Annotated in this window: 16 protein-coding genes; 12 read left to right on the top strand and 4 right to left on the bottom strand. The window is 59.0% G+C overall.

Annotated features, from left to right (window positions below; genetic code table 11):
* The first annotated feature begins 12 nt into the window (after positions 1-12).
* Positions 13-231, top strand: a complete 219-nt coding sequence (locus ACLBWT_RS16395) for a cold-inducible protein YdjO-related protein (RefSeq protein WP_447664195.1) — start codon at positions 13-15, stop codon at positions 229-231.
* Between the two features lie 268 nt (positions 232-499).
* Here the strand turns inward: ACLBWT_RS16395 and ACLBWT_RS16390 are convergent, their stop codons facing one another.
* Positions 500-1,528, bottom strand: coding sequence for a HoxN/HupN/NixA family nickel/cobalt transporter (locus tag ACLBWT_RS16390; protein ID WP_447664250.1), 1,029 nt, complete (start codon positions 1,526-1,528; stop codon positions 500-502).
* 182 nt (positions 1,529-1,710) lie between these two features.
* Between ACLBWT_RS16390 and ACLBWT_RS16385 the strand changes: the two genes are divergently transcribed.
* The 6 genes from ACLBWT_RS16385 to ACLBWT_RS16360 all read left to right on the top strand — a co-directional run bounded on the left by ACLBWT_RS16385 (position 1,711) and on the right by ACLBWT_RS16360 (position 8,793).
* A complete protein-coding gene (locus ACLBWT_RS16385) occupies positions 1,711-2,175 on the top strand; it encodes an SACOL1771 family peroxiredoxin (RefSeq protein WP_447664194.1) in 465 nt (154 codons plus the stop codon).
* Entirely contained in the window at positions 2,172-4,211 is a 2,040-nt protein-coding gene (locus ACLBWT_RS16380) for a peptidoglycan D,D-transpeptidase FtsI family protein (protein ID WP_447664193.1), read from the top strand. The genes ACLBWT_RS16385 and ACLBWT_RS16380 overlap by 4 nt, the downstream gene beginning before the upstream one ends.
* A gap of 42 nt (positions 4,212-4,253) precedes the next feature.
* Positions 4,254-4,568, top strand: a complete 315-nt coding sequence (locus ACLBWT_RS16375) for an HNH endonuclease (protein ID WP_447664192.1) — start codon at positions 4,254-4,256, stop codon at positions 4,566-4,568.
* A gap of 214 nt (positions 4,569-4,782) precedes the next feature.
* Positions 4,783-6,663, top strand: a complete 1,881-nt coding sequence (locus ACLBWT_RS16370; protein WP_447664191.1) for an LTA synthase family protein — start codon at positions 4,783-4,785, stop codon at positions 6,661-6,663.
* An 84-nt stretch (positions 6,664-6,747) separates the two neighbouring features.
* Positions 6,748-7,812, top strand: a complete 1,065-nt coding sequence (locus tag ACLBWT_RS16365; RefSeq protein WP_447664190.1) for a lactonase family protein — start codon at positions 6,748-6,750, stop codon at positions 7,810-7,812.
* Between the two features lie 192 nt (positions 7,813-8,004).
* Positions 8,005-8,793: an SDR family oxidoreductase gene (locus tag ACLBWT_RS16360; RefSeq protein WP_447664189.1), complete on the top strand. Its 789-nt coding sequence runs from the start codon at positions 8,005-8,007 to the stop codon at positions 8,791-8,793.
* 63 nt (positions 8,794-8,856) lie between these two features.
* Here ACLBWT_RS16360 and ACLBWT_RS16355 read toward each other — a convergent pair whose 3' ends face one another.
* Entirely contained in the window at positions 8,857-9,333 is a 477-nt protein-coding gene (locus tag ACLBWT_RS16355) for a GNAT family N-acetyltransferase (RefSeq protein WP_447664188.1), read from the bottom strand.
* Positions 9,330-9,923 carry a CGNR zinc finger domain-containing protein gene (locus ACLBWT_RS16350; RefSeq protein WP_447664187.1) on the bottom strand — a complete coding sequence of 198 codons (594 nt, stop codon included), beginning with the start codon at positions 9,921-9,923 and terminating at the stop codon, positions 9,330-9,332. Before ACLBWT_RS16350 ends, ACLBWT_RS16355 begins: the two co-directional genes overlap by 4 nt.
* Before the next feature lie 158 nt (positions 9,924-10,081).
* Here ACLBWT_RS16350 and ACLBWT_RS16345 point away from each other — a divergent pair, with 158 nt between their 5' ends.
* On the top strand, positions 10,082-10,588 hold the full coding sequence (locus ACLBWT_RS16345) for a DinB family protein (RefSeq protein ID WP_447664186.1): 507 nt from the start codon (positions 10,082-10,084) through the stop codon (positions 10,586-10,588).
* Positions 10,589-10,644: 56 nt separating this feature from the next.
* On the opposite strand, the gene ACLBWT_RS16340 is transcribed toward ACLBWT_RS16345, so the two are convergent.
* The gene (locus tag ACLBWT_RS16340; RefSeq protein WP_447664185.1) at positions 10,645-11,895 is read right to left on the bottom strand and encodes a DNA glycosylase AlkZ-like family protein; all 1,251 of its coding nucleotides are present in this window, start codon (positions 11,893-11,895) and stop codon (positions 10,645-10,647) included.
* A 337-nt stretch (positions 11,896-12,232) separates the two neighbouring features.
* On the opposite strand from ACLBWT_RS16340, the gene ACLBWT_RS16335 reads away from it, so the two are divergent.
* The 4 genes from ACLBWT_RS16335 to ACLBWT_RS16320 are packed head-to-tail and all read left to right on the top strand — an operon-like array spanning position 12,233 to position 15,853.
* Positions 12,233-13,018 carry an ABC transporter ATP-binding protein gene (locus ACLBWT_RS16335; protein WP_447664184.1) on the top strand — a complete coding sequence of 262 codons (786 nt, stop codon included), beginning with the start codon at positions 12,233-12,235 and terminating at the stop codon, positions 13,016-13,018.
* Positions 13,015-13,827 carry an ABC transporter permease gene (locus ACLBWT_RS16330; protein ID WP_447664183.1) on the top strand — a complete coding sequence of 271 codons (813 nt, stop codon included), beginning with the start codon at positions 13,015-13,017 and terminating at the stop codon, positions 13,825-13,827. Before ACLBWT_RS16335 ends, ACLBWT_RS16330 begins: the two co-directional genes overlap by 4 nt.
* Entirely contained in the window at positions 13,824-14,762 is a 939-nt protein-coding gene (locus ACLBWT_RS16325) for an ABC transporter permease (RefSeq protein ID WP_447664182.1), read from the top strand. Before ACLBWT_RS16330 ends, ACLBWT_RS16325 begins: the two co-directional genes overlap by 4 nt.
* A gap of 50 nt (positions 14,763-14,812) precedes the next feature.
* Positions 14,813-15,853 carry an ABC transporter substrate-binding protein gene (locus ACLBWT_RS16320; protein WP_447664181.1) on the top strand — a complete coding sequence of 347 codons (1,041 nt, stop codon included), beginning with the start codon at positions 14,813-14,815 and terminating at the stop codon, positions 15,851-15,853.
* The last annotated feature ends 23 nt before the right edge of the window (positions 15,854-15,876 follow it).

The following is a 15,876-nucleotide window of genomic DNA, read 5'->3' as shown; positions in this document are numbered from 1 at the left end:
GAATGCACCCTCTTGACGACTTCCGAAGATACGAAACCCGAACTGATCCCGACGAAAATATGGAAATGCCGCAACGCCGACTGCAAGGCATGGGTCCGCGACGAATTCGCGGCCGAGTCGCAGTTGTGCCCGATCTGCAAAGGCCCGATGCTGCGCAGCATGAGGCATCTGCCTGCCGTACAGAATAAAATCAAGCGCAAGCCGAAGCCGAAGGACGAGTACGGCTTGTAATCCGGCAGCATACATGATTTCGCCCCCGGCCGATGGCATGCCGGGGGCGAATTTTTGTTTGGGAGCCGGCCGGACAGACATGTTCCGTACGGTGCGGTATGGTACAATAAGACGAGCAAAACAGCTGGAGACGGGCAGCGGCTGCGCCTATGTTTCAGCGCCATGACGTCTCTCTGCGCTTGATCGGGCCGCCCGGCCGGCAGGTGTTCGAAGACGCGGTCAAGCGATGAACGATAGAAACTTTTCGCTGCTCATGTTCGTCTCCAATTCAGGACGCCCTGGCCTTCGCGTCGGCTATTCTCCATGACAGCCAGGATATTCCCCAGGATAGGGCGAACAAGGCTGCAAGCATATAACCGAGCTCGGAAAATTCCAGTCCGGCGACTGCCCTCATGAACGGGGACTGCCAGTGCAAGTAGCCGTCCAGCATCTGAAGAATTTCGACGCCTCCGATGAACAGGGCGCTCGCCACGGAGAGGAAAGTCACGGTCAAGTTGTAGCGAAGATGCCGCACTGGAGACTGCACAGCCCATTTATAGGCTCGCGTCATGAAGATTCCGTCCGCTGTATCGAGCATGCTCATGCCCGCGGCGAACAGGATCGGGAGCGACAGGATGCCGAAGACCGGCAGCTCGCTCGCAGCCGCTGTAGCCGATATGGCGAGAAGCCCGATTTCGGTCGCCGTGTCGAAGCCGAGTCCGAACAGGATTCCGAGCGGATAGACATGCCAGCTTTTGCTGACGAAGGCTGTCAGCGGCTTGACGAGCCTGGCGATCCAGCCGCGCGACTCCAGCAGCCGGGCAAGCTCTTCCCGATGCTCGGCTTCCCGATATATTCGGCTCAGCTTGATGAGCTGGATGAGGACGGCCAGATTGGCCAGGCCGATGAGGAGCAGGAAAGTGCCGGAGACGGCGATGCCGATCCGGCCTCCGATTTCCTGCATGGCCGGCAGGCGCTCCTGGGCCCATTGCAAGGACAGGGCGACGGCGAGCACCATGAGGAATACGACGCTGGAATGGCCGAGGGAGAAATAGAAGCCTACCCCCAGAGGACTGCGCCGGAGCTCGACGAGCTTGCGCACCGTATTGTCGATCGCGGCGATATGGTCCGCATCGAAGGCATGCCGGAGTCCGAGCGTATACGCCAGAATTCCGAGTCCCCAGAAGGCGGGATGATGGCTCGCAGCCATGAACAGGCCGACTAGCCCGGCTGCATGGAGAAGCAGGACGACAGCCGCGTATGCGGCCCACGAACGGTCTTTGCGGATGGATGTCGGCGCAGATGAGGATAAAGGCATGGACATGTTAGGTTTCATCCCTTCGAGGCGGCTTTCACCGCGTATGATCGCTGCGTATCGCTAAAAGTTTTAGAAAATGTACCATCCCATTTTGATGCGGTCAATGATGATGTCAGCTTTTATTTCATGGATAGATGCAGTCATTCAATTATTTTCATGCTTGGTCATAGAAGGAGCGCGAGATGGAACATCTTTTTACACTTCAAGCCCAATGGCAGGGGGGAAGAGGGGGAGAGGGCGCGATTGCAGCCGGCGGGCTGAATGCGGCTATCTCCATTCCCGCCGTCATGGACGGTCCGGGCATCGGAACGAATCCGGACGAGATGCTGCTCGGAGCGGCATCGACCTGTTATCTGATCACGCTCGCCGCCATGCTGGAGCGTTCCGGCATCGAGCCGGAGAGGCTGTCCCTGCGGTCCGAAGCCGTCGTCGATACGACTAGCGGCGTGTATACGTACGTGTCGATCACGCACAAGCCTTTCATCCTGCTGCATGCTTCAGCTTCTGCCCGCCAAGGTGATACGGCGAGGAAGCTGGCGGAGAAGGCCGAGCAGACCTGCATGATATCCAAAGCCTTGCGGGGAAATGTCGCCGTATCGGCCGTTCCTGAAATCATGATCGGGCAAGAGAAAGGAGGCCATGCATGAAGGGGAGCAACGGCAAGCCTCCGCAGATCGTCGGCAGGGATGAAGAGAAGGATTATGTCATCCGCAGGCAGTTCATGTTTCGGCTCAATGCGTTCTTTTTTGCCGCGTTCGTCCTTTTCGGCATTCTGATCGTCCGCCTGGCAGTGCTGCAGTTCGTGGAAGGACCGACCTTGAAGGCGCAGCGGGAATGGCAGGGCACAAGCAAGGTCGCCATTCCTCCGTTCCGGGGGGACATCCTCGACTCCGACAAGAAGCCGATCGCCTTCTCGACGTCGACCCAGACGCTTACGTATACCATCGAGGACGAGCGCAAGCCGGAGATCGCCATCGAGATGAGCAAAAGGCTGGCCGAGGTGTTCGCGAGGCTGACGGACAAGGATGATCCGGAAGGCAAGCTCACAGCCGAGGAGATCCAGAAGAAGATGGATCTTAATTTCCGGACGAATACGATCTCCGTTCCGCGGAAGATCAAGTCGGATCTCAACAATAAGGAAATCGCTTATTTCCTGGAGAACAAGGAGCAGTTCAAGGGCGTCGACATCGTCGAGGAAAATGTGCGCAACTACGACACCGACAATGTCGCGGTGCAGCTCGTCGGTTATTTGCGCAGCTACCGCACCGCCCCCGAGACGCTGACCAAGTACAACGCGATCAAGGAGATAACCGACCCGACGGAAAAATACTCGCCGGAGGAAACGGTCGGTTATGACGGGCTCGAGTACTTGTACCAGGAGCAGCTGCGCGGCAAGAACGGCATCAAGACGTTCCCGGTCGACCGCCTGCAGCGGATCATCGGCCCGCCTGAGGTCGAGGCGCCTACCCGCGGCAACGACCTCGTCCTCACGATCAACCGCTCCGTGCAGCTGACGGCGCAGAAGGCGATGACACAGCAGATCGACAAGCTGCGCCATTCGACGACGAAGCCGGAAAACGCCGGCAACAAGGCGAAGATCGGCTTTGCCGTGGCGATGGAGGTCGATACCGGCAAGGTTGTCGCCATGGCCAGCATGCCGGACTACGATCCGAACCAGTGGAAGGACGGAACGCCTTCCAAGGAAGAGCTGTTCTATTTTACGAGGAACGGCACGATCCGCTCTGTGTCTCCTCCGTATGATACGGACAAGGAGCAGACGAAGCATACGCCTTCTCTCGTCTACCTGGGATCGACGCAGAAGCCGCTCTCCATCCTGATCGGATTGAATGAGGGCTTGTTCTCGGCCACGGAAGAGTACCATGATATCGGCTACTACAAATTCGGTTCCACAGGGTCCGAGAGGACGATCCGGAATGCGAGCAACAAAGCGAACGGATACATCAACGCTTCCGAAGCGATCGCCCATTCCTCCAATGCGTTCATGTCCGCCATGGTCGGCGAACGGCTGCTGAAAAAATACGGCAAGGATGCTGTCGGCGTATGGGATAAATACATGAAGGAATTCGGCCTCGGCGTTTCGACGGAAAGCGGTCTGCTCGGCGAGCAGAAGGGCGTAGAGGACTATACGCATGACGCGAAGGAGTCCAGCAATATTTCGGCGCTGGTGGGATCCTCCTTCGGGCAGCTCGGCAAATATACGACGCTGCAGCTGGCTCAGTACGCTTCCATGCTCGCCAACAAAGGCAAGCGCATGAAGCCGCAATTCGTGAACGAGATTCTCGATCCATCGGGCAACGTCGTCCAATCGTATAAGCCCGAGGTGCTCAACCAGGTGAGCTTCCCGGATTCCTATTGGAATACGATCTACAAAGGGATGGCTAAAGTAAGCGTGCAAGGCTTCGAGGGAGTCAGCTATTCGTTCCTCCGCAAGACGGGAACGTCGCAGCAGACCGTTGCCGGCGGCGTGAAGGTGGAAAATTCCGTGTTCATCGCCTTCGCTCCGGCCGATAAGCCCAAGCTGGCCGTCGCGATCGTCATTCCCGAGGGCGGATACGGCGGCTGGGGAGCCGCGCCGGTCGCCCGTCAAATCTTCGACGCCTACGACGAGGCGGTCGGGCTGAGCGGCGTACCGAAAAAAAAGGAAGCATCAACCAATCCTTGATCGGGCAAGCTGATGGAAATGTCCATGAAGGAGCTTGACGCCATGTCAATGGAGACCGGAACGGCGCAGGGCCGCTGCGAGCTGTGCGGGAGATCCGGAGTCGGCTTGACCGAGCATCATCTGACGCCGCGGGAGCAGGGAGGGACTTTTAAAGGCACAGTTCTTCTCTGCCCTCCCTGCCATCGCCAGATTCACGCGCTTTACACCAATGCAGACCTCGTGCAGCGGGAGCTGACGACAATCGAGGCTCTGCGGGCGGACGAAGCGATCGCCACTTTTATCCGTTACATCCGCAAGCAGCCTCCATCCTCCATGCCCAAGCTCCGCAAATCAGCGCGCGTCCGCAGTAAGCATTGAGACCAGGATATTCCGCTCAGGAACAAAAACCGCCATTTGGGCGGTTTTTGTTTTTTGTTCTAGACGGAAGAAATTACAGAGGAAATTCATGAATGAAGGGAAGCGGCATCGATACAGAGCTTGGCGCCCGTTCATGCGAAGCATTCCTGCGTTATGATATACTGATACGGTGAAAAAAGGCTGTACGCCTCAACCAGGAAGAAGGATTCGATATATGATGAAATCTGTTGGAGCCGGCTCCCGCTCGCAAGGCCGCAATCTATTCTATTATTTGTTCGTTCTGATGCTGGCCAAGCTGGAGTGGATGCGGTTCAACCTGTTCGGCGGATTGGAGCCGCTTGCCGTCGTCGCCGACTTTACGTCCCTGCTCGTGCTGGCGGGGCTGCTGGAGCTGCTTACCCCGCGCCGCGGCAAAGGTCCCGCCTACTGGGGATTCAATCTGGTTTATTCTCTCGTCTTGTTTGCGATCACGTTGTATTTCAGCCATTTCGGCTCCGTGGCCACCTATACCGCGCTCGGAAACCTCAACCAGGTGTATGGGATCCGCGAGAGCGTGGATGCGACCATCCAGCCGATGGACTACATCTACTTTGCAGACGTCATCCTGATTGCCGTGATATGGATGCTGCGACGGACGCGAGGAAGGAAAATCGAGGGACGCAAAGGAATATGGAAGCCGGCGGCGGCCCTGCTGACGATTGCCGGACTCGCCGGCAGCTTCTGGTTCATCCGCGATGCGGAGGCGACCCAGAGCGAGCTGGCGCAGGCCGAGAGCGTCGGCGTCTTCAATTATCAGGTCGTCAGCGCGATCAAGATCCACGAGGAGAACAAGGAGATTGCGTCCGGCGATATCGGCAAGACGATCCAGGAGATCGGGGAGCTTCAGGCTTCTTATCCGTACCGCCAGGACGAATCGGCGCCGCTTCAGCAGTTCGGAGCAGCGAAGGGAACGAATCTGGTCATCATCCAGATGGAAGCGTTCCAGAATTTCCCGATCCATCTGAAGCTGCAAGGCCAGGAATTGACCCCGAACCTGAACAAGCTTGCGGACGAGGGATATTACTTCCCTCACTTCTTCCAGCAGATCGGGCAGGGGAACACGTCGGATGCGGAGTTCATGACGAATACGTCCATCTACCCGACGGGCACGATCGCCATGTCCACCGGCTACGGGAACCGCAAGCTTCCGAGCCTGCCGCGCCTTCTTCAAGGCCAAGGGTACGAGGCGAATACGTTCCATATCAACAACGTGGGCTTCTGGGATCGGAACAAGCTGTATCCGGCGCTCAACTTCGACAAGTATTATGACAAGCCGTTCTACAACAACGACCATTTCAACAGCTTCGGCGCATCGGATGAGGAGCTGTACCGGGTCGCCGCAGAAAAAATGGCGGAGCTCAGCGAAAAAGGGAAGCCGTTTTATGCCCATCTGATCACGACATCGAGCCATTTTCCGTTCCAGATCCCGAAGGACAAGCAGACTCTGAAAGAAGATGAATCCCTGTCCGGCTCGCAGCTCGGCGATTATCTGCAGGCGATCCATTACACGGACGATGCCATTGGGAAGCTGGTGGACAGGCTGAAGGCCGAGGGATTATGGGAGAAAACGACTCTCGTCATTTACGGAGACCACTTCGGCCTGCAGCCTCAGAGCAACGATCCGGCCTTCATCCAGCAGGAGCTCGGAATTCCTTATCACAATCAGATTTCCCGGTTCAACATTCCGCTCATCATCCGAGTTCCGGGACAGCAGGGCAAGGTGGTCGAAGGAATCGGAGGGCAGCTCGACATTCTTCCGACCGTCGCCAACCTGATGGGAATCTCGCTTGAAAAAGAAGGCTTCACTGCATTCGGACGGGACTTGCTGAATACCGACCGCAATGTTCTTGGAGAACGTTATTACTTGCCATCGGGCTCGTTCATCAACGAAGAGATTCTGTTCGTGCCGGGCAAAGGCTTCGAGGACGGGAAAGCGGTCTCCTTGAAGACGCTGCAGCCGGTCGCCGACTTCTCCAAGTATCGAAGCGATTATGATTACGCGATCAAGCTGCTCGGGCTGTCGGATACGTATGTGAAGCTTTTGCCCAAGCGGTAGCTGCTGCCGGCATGGGGAAGCACATAATGACTTGAAGGACATGAAGCGCAAATAGACATGAAGGACAGGAAGGATGGTTGAATCATGGACCCATTGTATGTATTCGTCGGCTCCTATGCGGAACCGGATGGAAGCGGCTTGTACGCCTACCGCTGGAATGAAGAAGAGCTCAGCCTGGATCTGCTGGCGGAGGCGGACGGGCTCAAAAATCCGACCTTCCTGAACGTTGATCCAGCCGGCCGTTTTGTGTACGCCATTTCCGAGGGAAAGTCGCCGGAAGGGGGCAAAACAGGCACCGCCGTCTCGTTCCGTTTCGATCCGCTGGAGAAATCGCTGGAAAGGCTGAGCGAAGCCGCTACCACGGATGGACCGACTTGCCATATTCAGAGAGATCCGGACAACCGCCATCTCGTCGTCGTCAGTTATCATGGCGGCATGGTGGGATTGATGGAGCTGGACGCGGACGGGAAGATCGGTCCGAGGCTCGACCAGCAGCAGCATGCGGGCCATAGCGTGAACGAAGAACGGCAGGACCGCCCGCATCCGCATTCCTCGCAGTTCAGCCCGGATGGCCGGTATGTGTTCGTCCAGGATCTTGGACTTGATCTGATCCGTACCTATGCCATTGAAGAAGGCGTTTTGAAGCCCGTGCGGGACAATGACATCCATGCAGGAGCCGGACCTCGCCATTTGGCGTTCCATCCGGACGGCAATATCGCTTATGTCATCAACGAAGTGGACTCAACGGTCAGCGTGCTGGAGTATGATGCTGAGACAGGCGGCTTGACGGAGCTCCATTATATTCCGACGCTGCCGGAGGGTTATGAAGGGGAGAACACATGCGCCGAGATTGCCGTCTCCAAGGATGGGCGCTTCGTCTATGGCTCGAACCGGGGGCATGACAGCATCGTCGTCTATGAGGGATCGGATGGGGGCCGATGGCTGGAGCCGATTCAGCATATTCATACCGAGGGAGAGCATCCAAGGCATTTCGCCCTGACGCCGGACGGGAACTGGCTGTTCGCTGCGAATAAAGATACGAACAACATTGCTCTCTTCCGTGTCGACCGCCAGTCCGGCAAGCTCCAGTATACAGAGCGGAGCTTTGAAGTCTCGCAACCGGTCTGCGTCATGCCTATCAGCCTTTAGGCCCTCGTGAAATTACTTCCGAAGCTCCTGCGACGCCGACGGTAGTGCCGGTCCTGCAAGGAAGCACATGTCATAGCCATCCTGTCTACCGCTGATCGGGCGATTCATCCGTTATCGGGATGATTAAGTATCCTATAGATGAATGGAAGCCATTCTAAAAAGAGGATACATAAATCGAAAGGATGATGAAGAATGACCGTCAGCCGGCTGCTGGAAGGGAAAGTGGCGATTGTTACAGGAGGAGGCTCCGGCATCGGGAGAGCCGCCGCGCTTGATTTTGCCCGGCATGGAGCGAAAGTCGGTTTCCTGGACCGCACTCCAGACGATGCCGAGAAAGTCAGAGATGAGATCGAAAGCGAAGGCGGAGAGGCCATCGTGACGGCGACCGACGTCAGCGACGCCGCTGCGGTCGAGGCCGGAATCTCTTCCGTTTACGAGCGTTTCGGGCGGATCGACGTCGTGTTCGCGAACGCCGGCATCAACGGGGTGTGGACGACGATCGAGGATCTGGATGTGGACGATTGGGACGAGACGCTTGGCATCAATCTGCGAGGCACATTCCTCACGGTGAAGTACAGCATCCCGCATCTCAAGAAAAACGGCGGCAGCATCATCATTACGAGCTCCATCAACGGCAACCGGATCTTCAACAATACGGGCGCGAGCGCATACAGCTCCTCCAAAGCCGGGCAGGTCGCCTTCATGAAGATGGCCGCGCTTGAGCTCGCCCCGCACAAGATCAGGGTGAACGCCGTCTGTCCGGGTGCGATCAAGACCCATATCGACGACAGCACGATCAAGACCAAGGAAGCCGAGGAAGCCGCGATACCGGTTGTATATCCCGAGGGCTCCCATCCTCTCGCCGGCAAGCCAGGAAAGGCTGCCCAGGTCGCGGATCTCGTCACCTATCTGGCATCCGATCTGTCCTCCCACGTAACCGGCACCGATATTTACGTGGATGGAGCGGAGTCGCTGCTGTAAGCCAAAAAACGCATGGCGCCTTGAGCGCCATGCGTTTTTTATGGCACGACTTTTTGAATAAGATTACGGACGAGGGCTCCTGCGGAGAGTGGTCAGCCAAACTCCGGGAACGATCTCGAGCCGGCCGCTCTCCTCGAAGCCGATGCGGAGATAGAGCTGCACAGCGGGATCGTTGGCCGTGCCTGTCGACACCCGGTATTCGGATTCCGGGTACAGGCCGAGCGCAAAGAGGACCAGGGAGCGCCCTATTCCACGCCTGAAAAAATCGGGATGGACGACGAGGCGGGCGATCGTGACGATGCCCGAAGGCTCGCGCTCGACCGCGACGGCGCCGGCCAGCCTGCCGTCGAGACGGCAGCCGTAGAAGACGGCAGGGGAAGTCAGCAGAGCTTCATGGGTTTCTCCGATCTGAGGAATGCCGTCGAAGCCGATCAGGCGGGCCTCTTCCCGATAGGCGTCCGTCTGCAAGGCGCGCAGTTGTTCCGATACGGCTGCATCGGTTACATCAAGACGTTCAGCATGAAATTTGAATGCGTTCATTTTTCATCCTTCTTTCGTCTGCTCGTTGTTGAGGCGGTTTTGGCCCGTTCGCGGAAGCGCCGGACCTTCATCAGATTGCCGCAGCATTTATCGTCGCAGTAGCGCTTCGAGCGATTGCGCGTCGTATCGTAATAAATCCAGCGGCAGTCGGGATTGTCGCATATTCGGAACCGTTCCGGCTCGCCATGGGCAAGGGAGTCCGCGTAAGAAGCGGCTATTTTCGCCATGATGCCTTGCCAGCCTGATTCCGAGGGAATCTCGCTGAGAGAGAGAGCTCCATTTCCAACTCGCAGCTTTTTGGTATAGGGACTGGAGACAAGTGCGGAGTTGAGCCAGGCAAAATCGGTATCGGATAAAGGAGGAGCATCCTCGACCCGGACAGAGTCGCTGATTCGGGAAGTCAGCTCCCTGAGGCTGCCGCGGAGCGTCCGCATCGCTTGAAGCTCCTCGGGCGTCGGCGGACCGGGATCGTCGAGACCATGCTCGGACAAAAATTGAGATCTCCAGCCGGGGAGGTCGAGCCGGTCCTCGCTCGCGCCGCTTCCTCTCCAGTCGTACCACTGGCTGTTCAAGTAATCTTCCCAGATCATGATGCCCGTCCTCCATGCCCTTTCAGTATGTAACGTTCTAAATAAAAATAGATTGTTACATCGAGAGCGGTTTCGGGTATACTATCGTCAGCACCACGTAACCGGCTATACGATATTATATCGTTACATCCCATTCTCTACAAGGAGGACGACACCCAATGGCCCGAATCAAAACGGAGTTGCTGCAGACAGGCTGGGAGCATGCTTACGACAAGGAGGATTGGCAGCCGCCGCTCGGCATGGCGCTGGACGGCGTAACGGAGGAGCAGGCCGACTGGCGTCCGCAAGGCGAGGCAGGGAACACGATTCGCGAGAACGTGCACCATCTGATCTTCTACAAAGAGCGTTTTCTGAACAAGTGGAACGGTGTCGAAGCTTCGGCTCAGCCGCGGATCAGCAACACCGATACGTTCCAGCCGGCTGCGAACGGAGCGGAAGGCGAAGCATGGGAGGCGACGAAGAAACGTCTGGCCGACGTCCATGCGAAAATCGGATCCATCATTGAAGCGATGGATGATGCCGTTTACGACAAGGAAGTCGACAAGGATAGTCCGGCTGGACCTTGGCTTACAAGCCTGTACGTGCATGACGCATATCACTGCGGCCAGATCATCCTCATCCGCAAGCTTCAGGGCTCCTGGTCTCCTACCCGGTCGTTCGACTAAATGCATGCCTTGAAAAAGCCGCCGGCTGCGAAAAAGACGCAGCCGGCGGCTTTTTGTCATCGGAAAGGAGCGTTCACGAGCGCATCGAGCTCGGGGTCGGCAGCCAGCGCGGCTGGCGACAGCTCGAACGACTCGCAGCCCAGATAACGGCGGAAGGAGGCGAAGCCTTGCCTTACGCTGTCGCGGATTTCTTCGTTCCACTCGACGCCCGGCTCCGGCCACCAGCCGAGAATGATCCGGCGATCCTTGCTTCCCTTGATCCGGCTGGGCTCGAAACGGGCGACCATGCGGTCCCCGCACAGGACAGGCAGCACATAGTAGCCATACAGCCTCGACGCGGCAGGCTTGTACACTTCCCATACATAATGGAAGCCGAACAGCTCCTTGACCAACCTGCGGTCCCAGAGCAGATTGTCGAGCGGGGCCAGCACGCTTGTCCGCGGCGGGTGGCTGGACCAGCGCGATGCCGGCGAAGAAGAGCTCCAGCGCTCCCAGTCCTCGGTGCGGACATAATGAGGGGCGGTCAGTCCTTCGGCTTCGATCTGCACGAGCAGTCCGTCTTCCAGCAGCTCCAGGAATCCCCGCTTACGGTCGGCCGTGTTCATGAAGAGCGTGCCGACCCATGCATCGGAGGCGCGGTAAGGCAGCAGTCCGACGCCTCCGATCCGGCGCATCAGCCTCCATTTTCGGTAGTCCTGCTCGGAAGGATTCGGATCGGGCGCTTGCAGGAGCGCTTCCGGAAAATGCTTTTCGGCCAAGTCATAGACTTTCTGGTTGCGCTGCTTGTGATGGACGATCAGCTCTCCCCATAGATTCATGCTTTCCATAACGGCTCTCGATACCCTTGCCGGAGCCCAGGCCCAGTCCATCTTCTCCTTGTGCTCCAAATCCCGGGACAACAGCGGCCCCCGATCCCGGAAGGCTTGGCGGATGGAAGGAAGCAGCTCACGGATCTCCTTGATATCGGCGTAACGGTCATGCGCCTGCCGGCGCCCCCGGGAGAAATAGGGCCAATCGCCGCTGCTGTAGATGCTCATGACCTTGTCCCAGCCATCCAGCAGCAGCCTGTCGTCATATAGAAGCTCCTCCAGCATCGCGGGGCTGAAGCCTGGAATCCTCGACTGCAGGACAAGCTCGGCATTGCGTCCGGCTTGGTCCAGGGGATCGAACTGGATGCAGCCGACGCGCGAGATGAACGAGAGAATGCCTTCCTTGCCCCCGAATTCCGGCGCCGGTCCCAGGCCTTGATGGTCCAGCATGAAGCGGCGCGCTTCGGTTGAGGATAGTTGAACGATATTTGTTCCCATGGTTCAAGCCTCGCTTTCCTGTATCCGTTCGCGGCCGGGCTTCCTATCGCTCGGAAACGGGGAACGGATGTTCCTGATTTGGATTATACCGGAATGTCTTCGATACCGAAAGGCCATTCCAGCATTATTTTTCCAGCTTTTCTGCGTCAGCTTCATGTCCGCTTCAAGCACATCGCGGCACCTGCTGAGCCGTTTCTTTTGACAGGATGACCTATCGGGATTGACCGATCTGTCTAATGCTTTTGGGAGAGCGCCGAAGTACGATTAGGTGGATGGCAGCAATCGGAACATGAAGCTGACGCAGAAGAATAACGTCCACGAGGGGGCTGGGATCGGGATGGAAGCGGGTTCGGCGGTTGCAGCGGAGATCGAAATGAAGGGGATCGGAATGGACTACGGCGGAGGAGGGCAGTCTCCGGCCGTACGGGACGTAAGCATGACCATTCGCAAGGGAGAATTCGTCACGCTGCTCGGACCGTCAGGCTGCGGCAAGACGACTCTGCTGCGGATGATCGCGGATCTGCTGGAGCCTTCGTCGGGAGAGGTGAGAATCGCCGGGTCGGATCCGCGCGAAGCCAGGCTGGCCGGCAAGCTCGGGATGGTGTTCCAGACGCCGGCTTTGTTCGAATGGAGGAGCGTGCGGGCGAACGTAGAACTGCCGCTTGAGCTGGCGGGCGTTCCTCGGACAGACCGCAGGGAACGGTCCGAGTCGCTGCTGAAGCTCGTCGGTCTGGAAGGCTTCGGCCTCCGCTACCCTTGGCAGCTCAGCGGCGGAATGCAGCAGCGCGCTTCAATTGCCCGAGCTTTGGCGATGAAGCCGGATATCCTGCTCATGGATGAGCCTTTCTCGGCACTCGACGAATTCACGAGAGAGAAGCTGAACGAGGAGCTCTTATCTCTGTGGGGCCATACAGGATGCACCGTTGTCTTCGTCACGCACAGCATCGCCGAGGCCGTCTTCCTGTCGGATCGGGTGTTCGTCCTTTCCCCTCGACCCGGCAGATTGGCGGCAGCTGTGGAGATTCCGCTGCCGAGGCCCAGGGATGCGTCGACGAGGGCGCTCCAGAGCTTTCACAAGCTCGTGGACGGCATCAGGGGACGGTTCCGCGAGGCGTCGGCGTGAAGGCGGCGGCCGCAGTCAGGATGATGCCGGCTCTTGCCTGGGCCGCCGCAGCGCTGGCTCTGTGGCAATCCGGCGCTTGGCTGCTGCAGCATAGGGGAGTGACGCTGGCTTCGTCCAAGCTTCCTTATCCGCATCTTGTCGCCGAAGCGCTGTTCCGCAACGCCGGGAGCTTGCTTGCGGAGTCGGCTGTGACGATGCTCAACGCATGCGAGGGCTTTCTGCTGGGGGCGGCTGCGGGAGTGGCGCTGGCGCTGCTCATGAGCCTGTCGGCGACGATGGAAAGGATCGCCGCTCCGTATGCGGTCGCCTCCCAGATGGTGCCGATACTGGGGCTGGCGCCGATTGTATACGCCATTTTCCGGGACGAGAATACGGCGAGAGTGCTCATTGCCGGCTATATCTCCTTTTTCCCGGTCGCGCTCCACACGCTTCGCGGGCTGCAGTCGGCCCGTCAAGAAGATCGGGATCTGCTTCATGTCCTTGCATGCGGACGAGCGGCCTCATACCGGGTGCTGCGGCTGCCTGCGGCTCTGCCGGGATTGTTCACGGGCCTGAAGGCGGCTGCCCCGCTCGCTGTGACCGGTGCGATACTCGTGGAGCTGATGGGCGCTCAGCACGGCATCGGGGTGCTCATGCTGCGTCATCTTTACTACGGTCCGTCCCATGCGGCTCTGTTCTGGTGCACCGTGCTGCTGGCGGCAGCTCTTGGCATCGCGGCATACGGATTCACGGAGGCGCTCGAGAACATGCTGCTGCCATGGAGCCGAACGTCGGGAAGCCGTCCGGTGCAAGGGAGGGGGCCTCGATGAACATGCCCTCCTCGACGGCGAGCGCAAGGAGCAAGAATGAAGCATCCAAGAATGTCGAAGCCGAGCGGGACGCCGGCGTTTCGGAGGAGCTTGCTGACGTCGCCACGGGAGAGGAGACTGCTGCAGCTCCAGCGAAAAAGGGACGATTCCTGCAATCGGGAACGGCCGCATGGGCTCTGCCGCTTGGCGCGGGCCTTGCCCTCGCTGCGATATGGCAGGCCGGGCTGATCCATGCCGTTCTCGGCCTGGCGGCTTATCAGCTGCCGCTGCCCTCGGCGATATTCCGGGCGGCAGCTGACAACGCCGGCCTGCTGCTCCGCTCCGCCGGCTACACGCTGCTTGAGGCGGCGGCGGGCATCGCCGCCGGAACGCTGCTCGGCTGGCTGGCGGCGGCAATGGCCGCCGCCATGCCGAGATGGGGGGGCGGCGCGCTGCTGCTGGCCGCTTCGCTGGGCGCGGTTCCGATCGTAGCGCTCGCCCCGATCATGAACCTGTGGCTCGGCGACGGCCTCGCCTCCAGAGCCGCCGTCGTCGCCGCAGCGACGCTGGCGGCGATGGCGATCGGCAGCTACCGCGGCCTGACATCGCCCGATTCCGCCTCGCTGGATCTGATGATCGTTCTCGGGGCGGGGGCTTTGCCGACTTTTCTCAAGCTCAGGCTGCCGTCTTCGCTGCCGGCAATGCTGACAGCGTTCAAGATCAGCACGGCCGGCGGCCTGATCGCGGCGATGGTGAGCGAATTTTTCTACTCCTCGCGCGGTCTTGGCTATCTGCTGTCCAATTCGGTGAAGATCGCCCGCATGCCTCTTGGATGGGCATGCATCGGAACGGCGGCAGCCGCGGGGATCGGCATGTATATGCTTCTGCAAGCGGCCGAAAAACGTTTGCTGCGCTGGCACCCGGAATTTAGGAGGCGCCGGAGCTGGAAAGCCTGACGGAAAATCATGTACGCATCATGCGGACGGGAATGAAGAGGAGGATGCGGATGAAGAGGCCAACAAGCTGGAACTGCCGGCTGGCGGCGGCCGGACTCGCCGTGCTGATGGCCGGAGTGCTGACTGCCTGCAGCTCGGGCAGCGGCGAGAAAGCTTCCGACGCCGGCGCAGCTGCGATCAAGCTGCAGTTGAAATGGGTGCCCCAAGCCCAGTTCGCCGGTTACTACGTAGCGCTGGAAAAAGGCTACTACAAAGACGAAGGACTCAGTGTGACGATCGTACCGGGCGGACCGGACATCGTTCCGGAGCAGCAGGTCGCCAACGGCTCGGCCGATATCGGCGTGGATTGGGTCGCGAGCCTGCTGGCGCATCAGGAGCAGGGACTTCCGCTCGTCGAGATCGCGCAGGTGTACCAGAAGAGCGGACTCGTGCTTGTATCCAAGAAATCGGCGGGCATCGCCGGACCGTCCGACCTGAAGGGCAAAAAAGTCGGCAACTGGATGGGCGGCAACGAATTCGAGCTGCTGGCGCTGTTCGACAAATACAAGCTGGACCCTTCCAAGGATCTGCAGTTCGCCAAGCAAGGCTTCACGATGGACCAGTTCCTGAGCGGCGAGCTCGACGCGGCTTCGGCCATGACGTACAACGAGTACCAGGTCGCGCTGGAGCAGGGCATTCCCGAGGCGGAGCTGTCGGTCATCGACATGAACAAGGAAGGCGTCGCGATGCTGGAGGACAATCTGTTCGCCAACAAGGACTGGCTGGCGAACAACAAGGAGACGGCCGCCAAATTCCTGCGGGCGTCGCTCAAGGGCTGGAAGGACGCCGTCGAAGATCAAGAGGCTGCGGTCGATATCGTGATGAAATCCGCGGATGCGGCGAGCACCTCGCGCGACCATCAGCTGAAGATGATGAAGGAGGTCGCCAAGCTGGTTGCTCCGGACGGCTTCGATATCGGCAAGCTCGGCATGATCGACGAGGAGGCTTTCCGGCAGACCGCCGAAATCGCGTTGAAGTTCGGCGTCATCAAGAAGGCGGCGGATGCGGGAACCGCCTATACGACGGAAATCTACGGCATGGCGGCCAAATAGACGGGAGGCTGAGGCATGGGGAT

This window comes from Paenibacillus sp. D51F, from assembly GCF_053345695.1.
Note: the sequence above shows the minus strand (reverse complement) of the source record. Positions and strands in the feature narration are given on the sequence as shown.

Bases quoted from the DNA above. Each gene is read 5' to 3' on its own strand.
- ACLBWT_RS16390 (WP_447664250.1), bottom strand. From the start codon at position 1,528: ATGCCTTTATCCTCATCTGCGCCGACATCCATCCGCAAAGACCGTTCG.
- ACLBWT_RS16385 (WP_447664194.1), top strand. From the start codon at position 1,711: ATGGAACATCTTTTTACACTTCAAGCCCAATGGCAGGGGGGAAGAGGG.
- ACLBWT_RS16380 (WP_447664193.1), top strand. From the start codon at position 2,172: ATGAAGGGGAGCAACGGCAAGCCTCCGCAGATCGTCGGCAGGGATGAA.
- ACLBWT_RS16375 (WP_447664192.1), top strand. From the start codon at position 4,254: ATGTCAATGGAGACCGGAACGGCGCAGGGCCGCTGCGAGCTGTGCGGG.
- ACLBWT_RS16370 (WP_447664191.1), top strand. From the start codon at position 4,783: ATGATGAAATCTGTTGGAGCCGGCTCCCGCTCGCAAGGCCGCAATCTA.
- ACLBWT_RS16365 (WP_447664190.1), top strand. From the start codon at position 6,748: ATGGACCCATTGTATGTATTCGTCGGCTCCTATGCGGAACCGGATGGA.
- ACLBWT_RS16360 (WP_447664189.1), top strand. From the start codon at position 8,005: ATGACCGTCAGCCGGCTGCTGGAAGGGAAAGTGGCGATTGTTACAGGA.
- ACLBWT_RS16355 (WP_447664188.1), bottom strand. From the start codon at position 9,333: ATGAACGCATTCAAATTTCATGCTGAACGTCTTGATGTAACCGATGCA.
- ACLBWT_RS16350 (WP_447664187.1), bottom strand. From the start codon at position 9,923: ATGATCTGGGAAGATTACTTGAACAGCCAGTGGTACGACTGGAGAGGA.
- ACLBWT_RS16345 (WP_447664186.1), top strand. From the start codon at position 10,082: ATGGCCCGAATCAAAACGGAGTTGCTGCAGACAGGCTGGGAGCATGCT.
- ACLBWT_RS16340 (WP_447664185.1), bottom strand. From the start codon at position 11,895: ATGGGAACAAATATCGTTCAACTATCCTCAACCGAAGCGCGCCGCTTC.
- ACLBWT_RS16335 (WP_447664184.1), top strand. From the start codon at position 12,233: ATGGAAGCGGGTTCGGCGGTTGCAGCGGAGATCGAAATGAAGGGGATC.
- ACLBWT_RS16325 (WP_447664182.1), top strand. From the start codon at position 13,824: ATGAACATGCCCTCCTCGACGGCGAGCGCAAGGAGCAAGAATGAAGCA.
- ACLBWT_RS16320 (WP_447664181.1), top strand. From the start codon at position 14,813: ATGAAGAGGCCAACAAGCTGGAACTGCCGGCTGGCGGCGGCCGGACTC.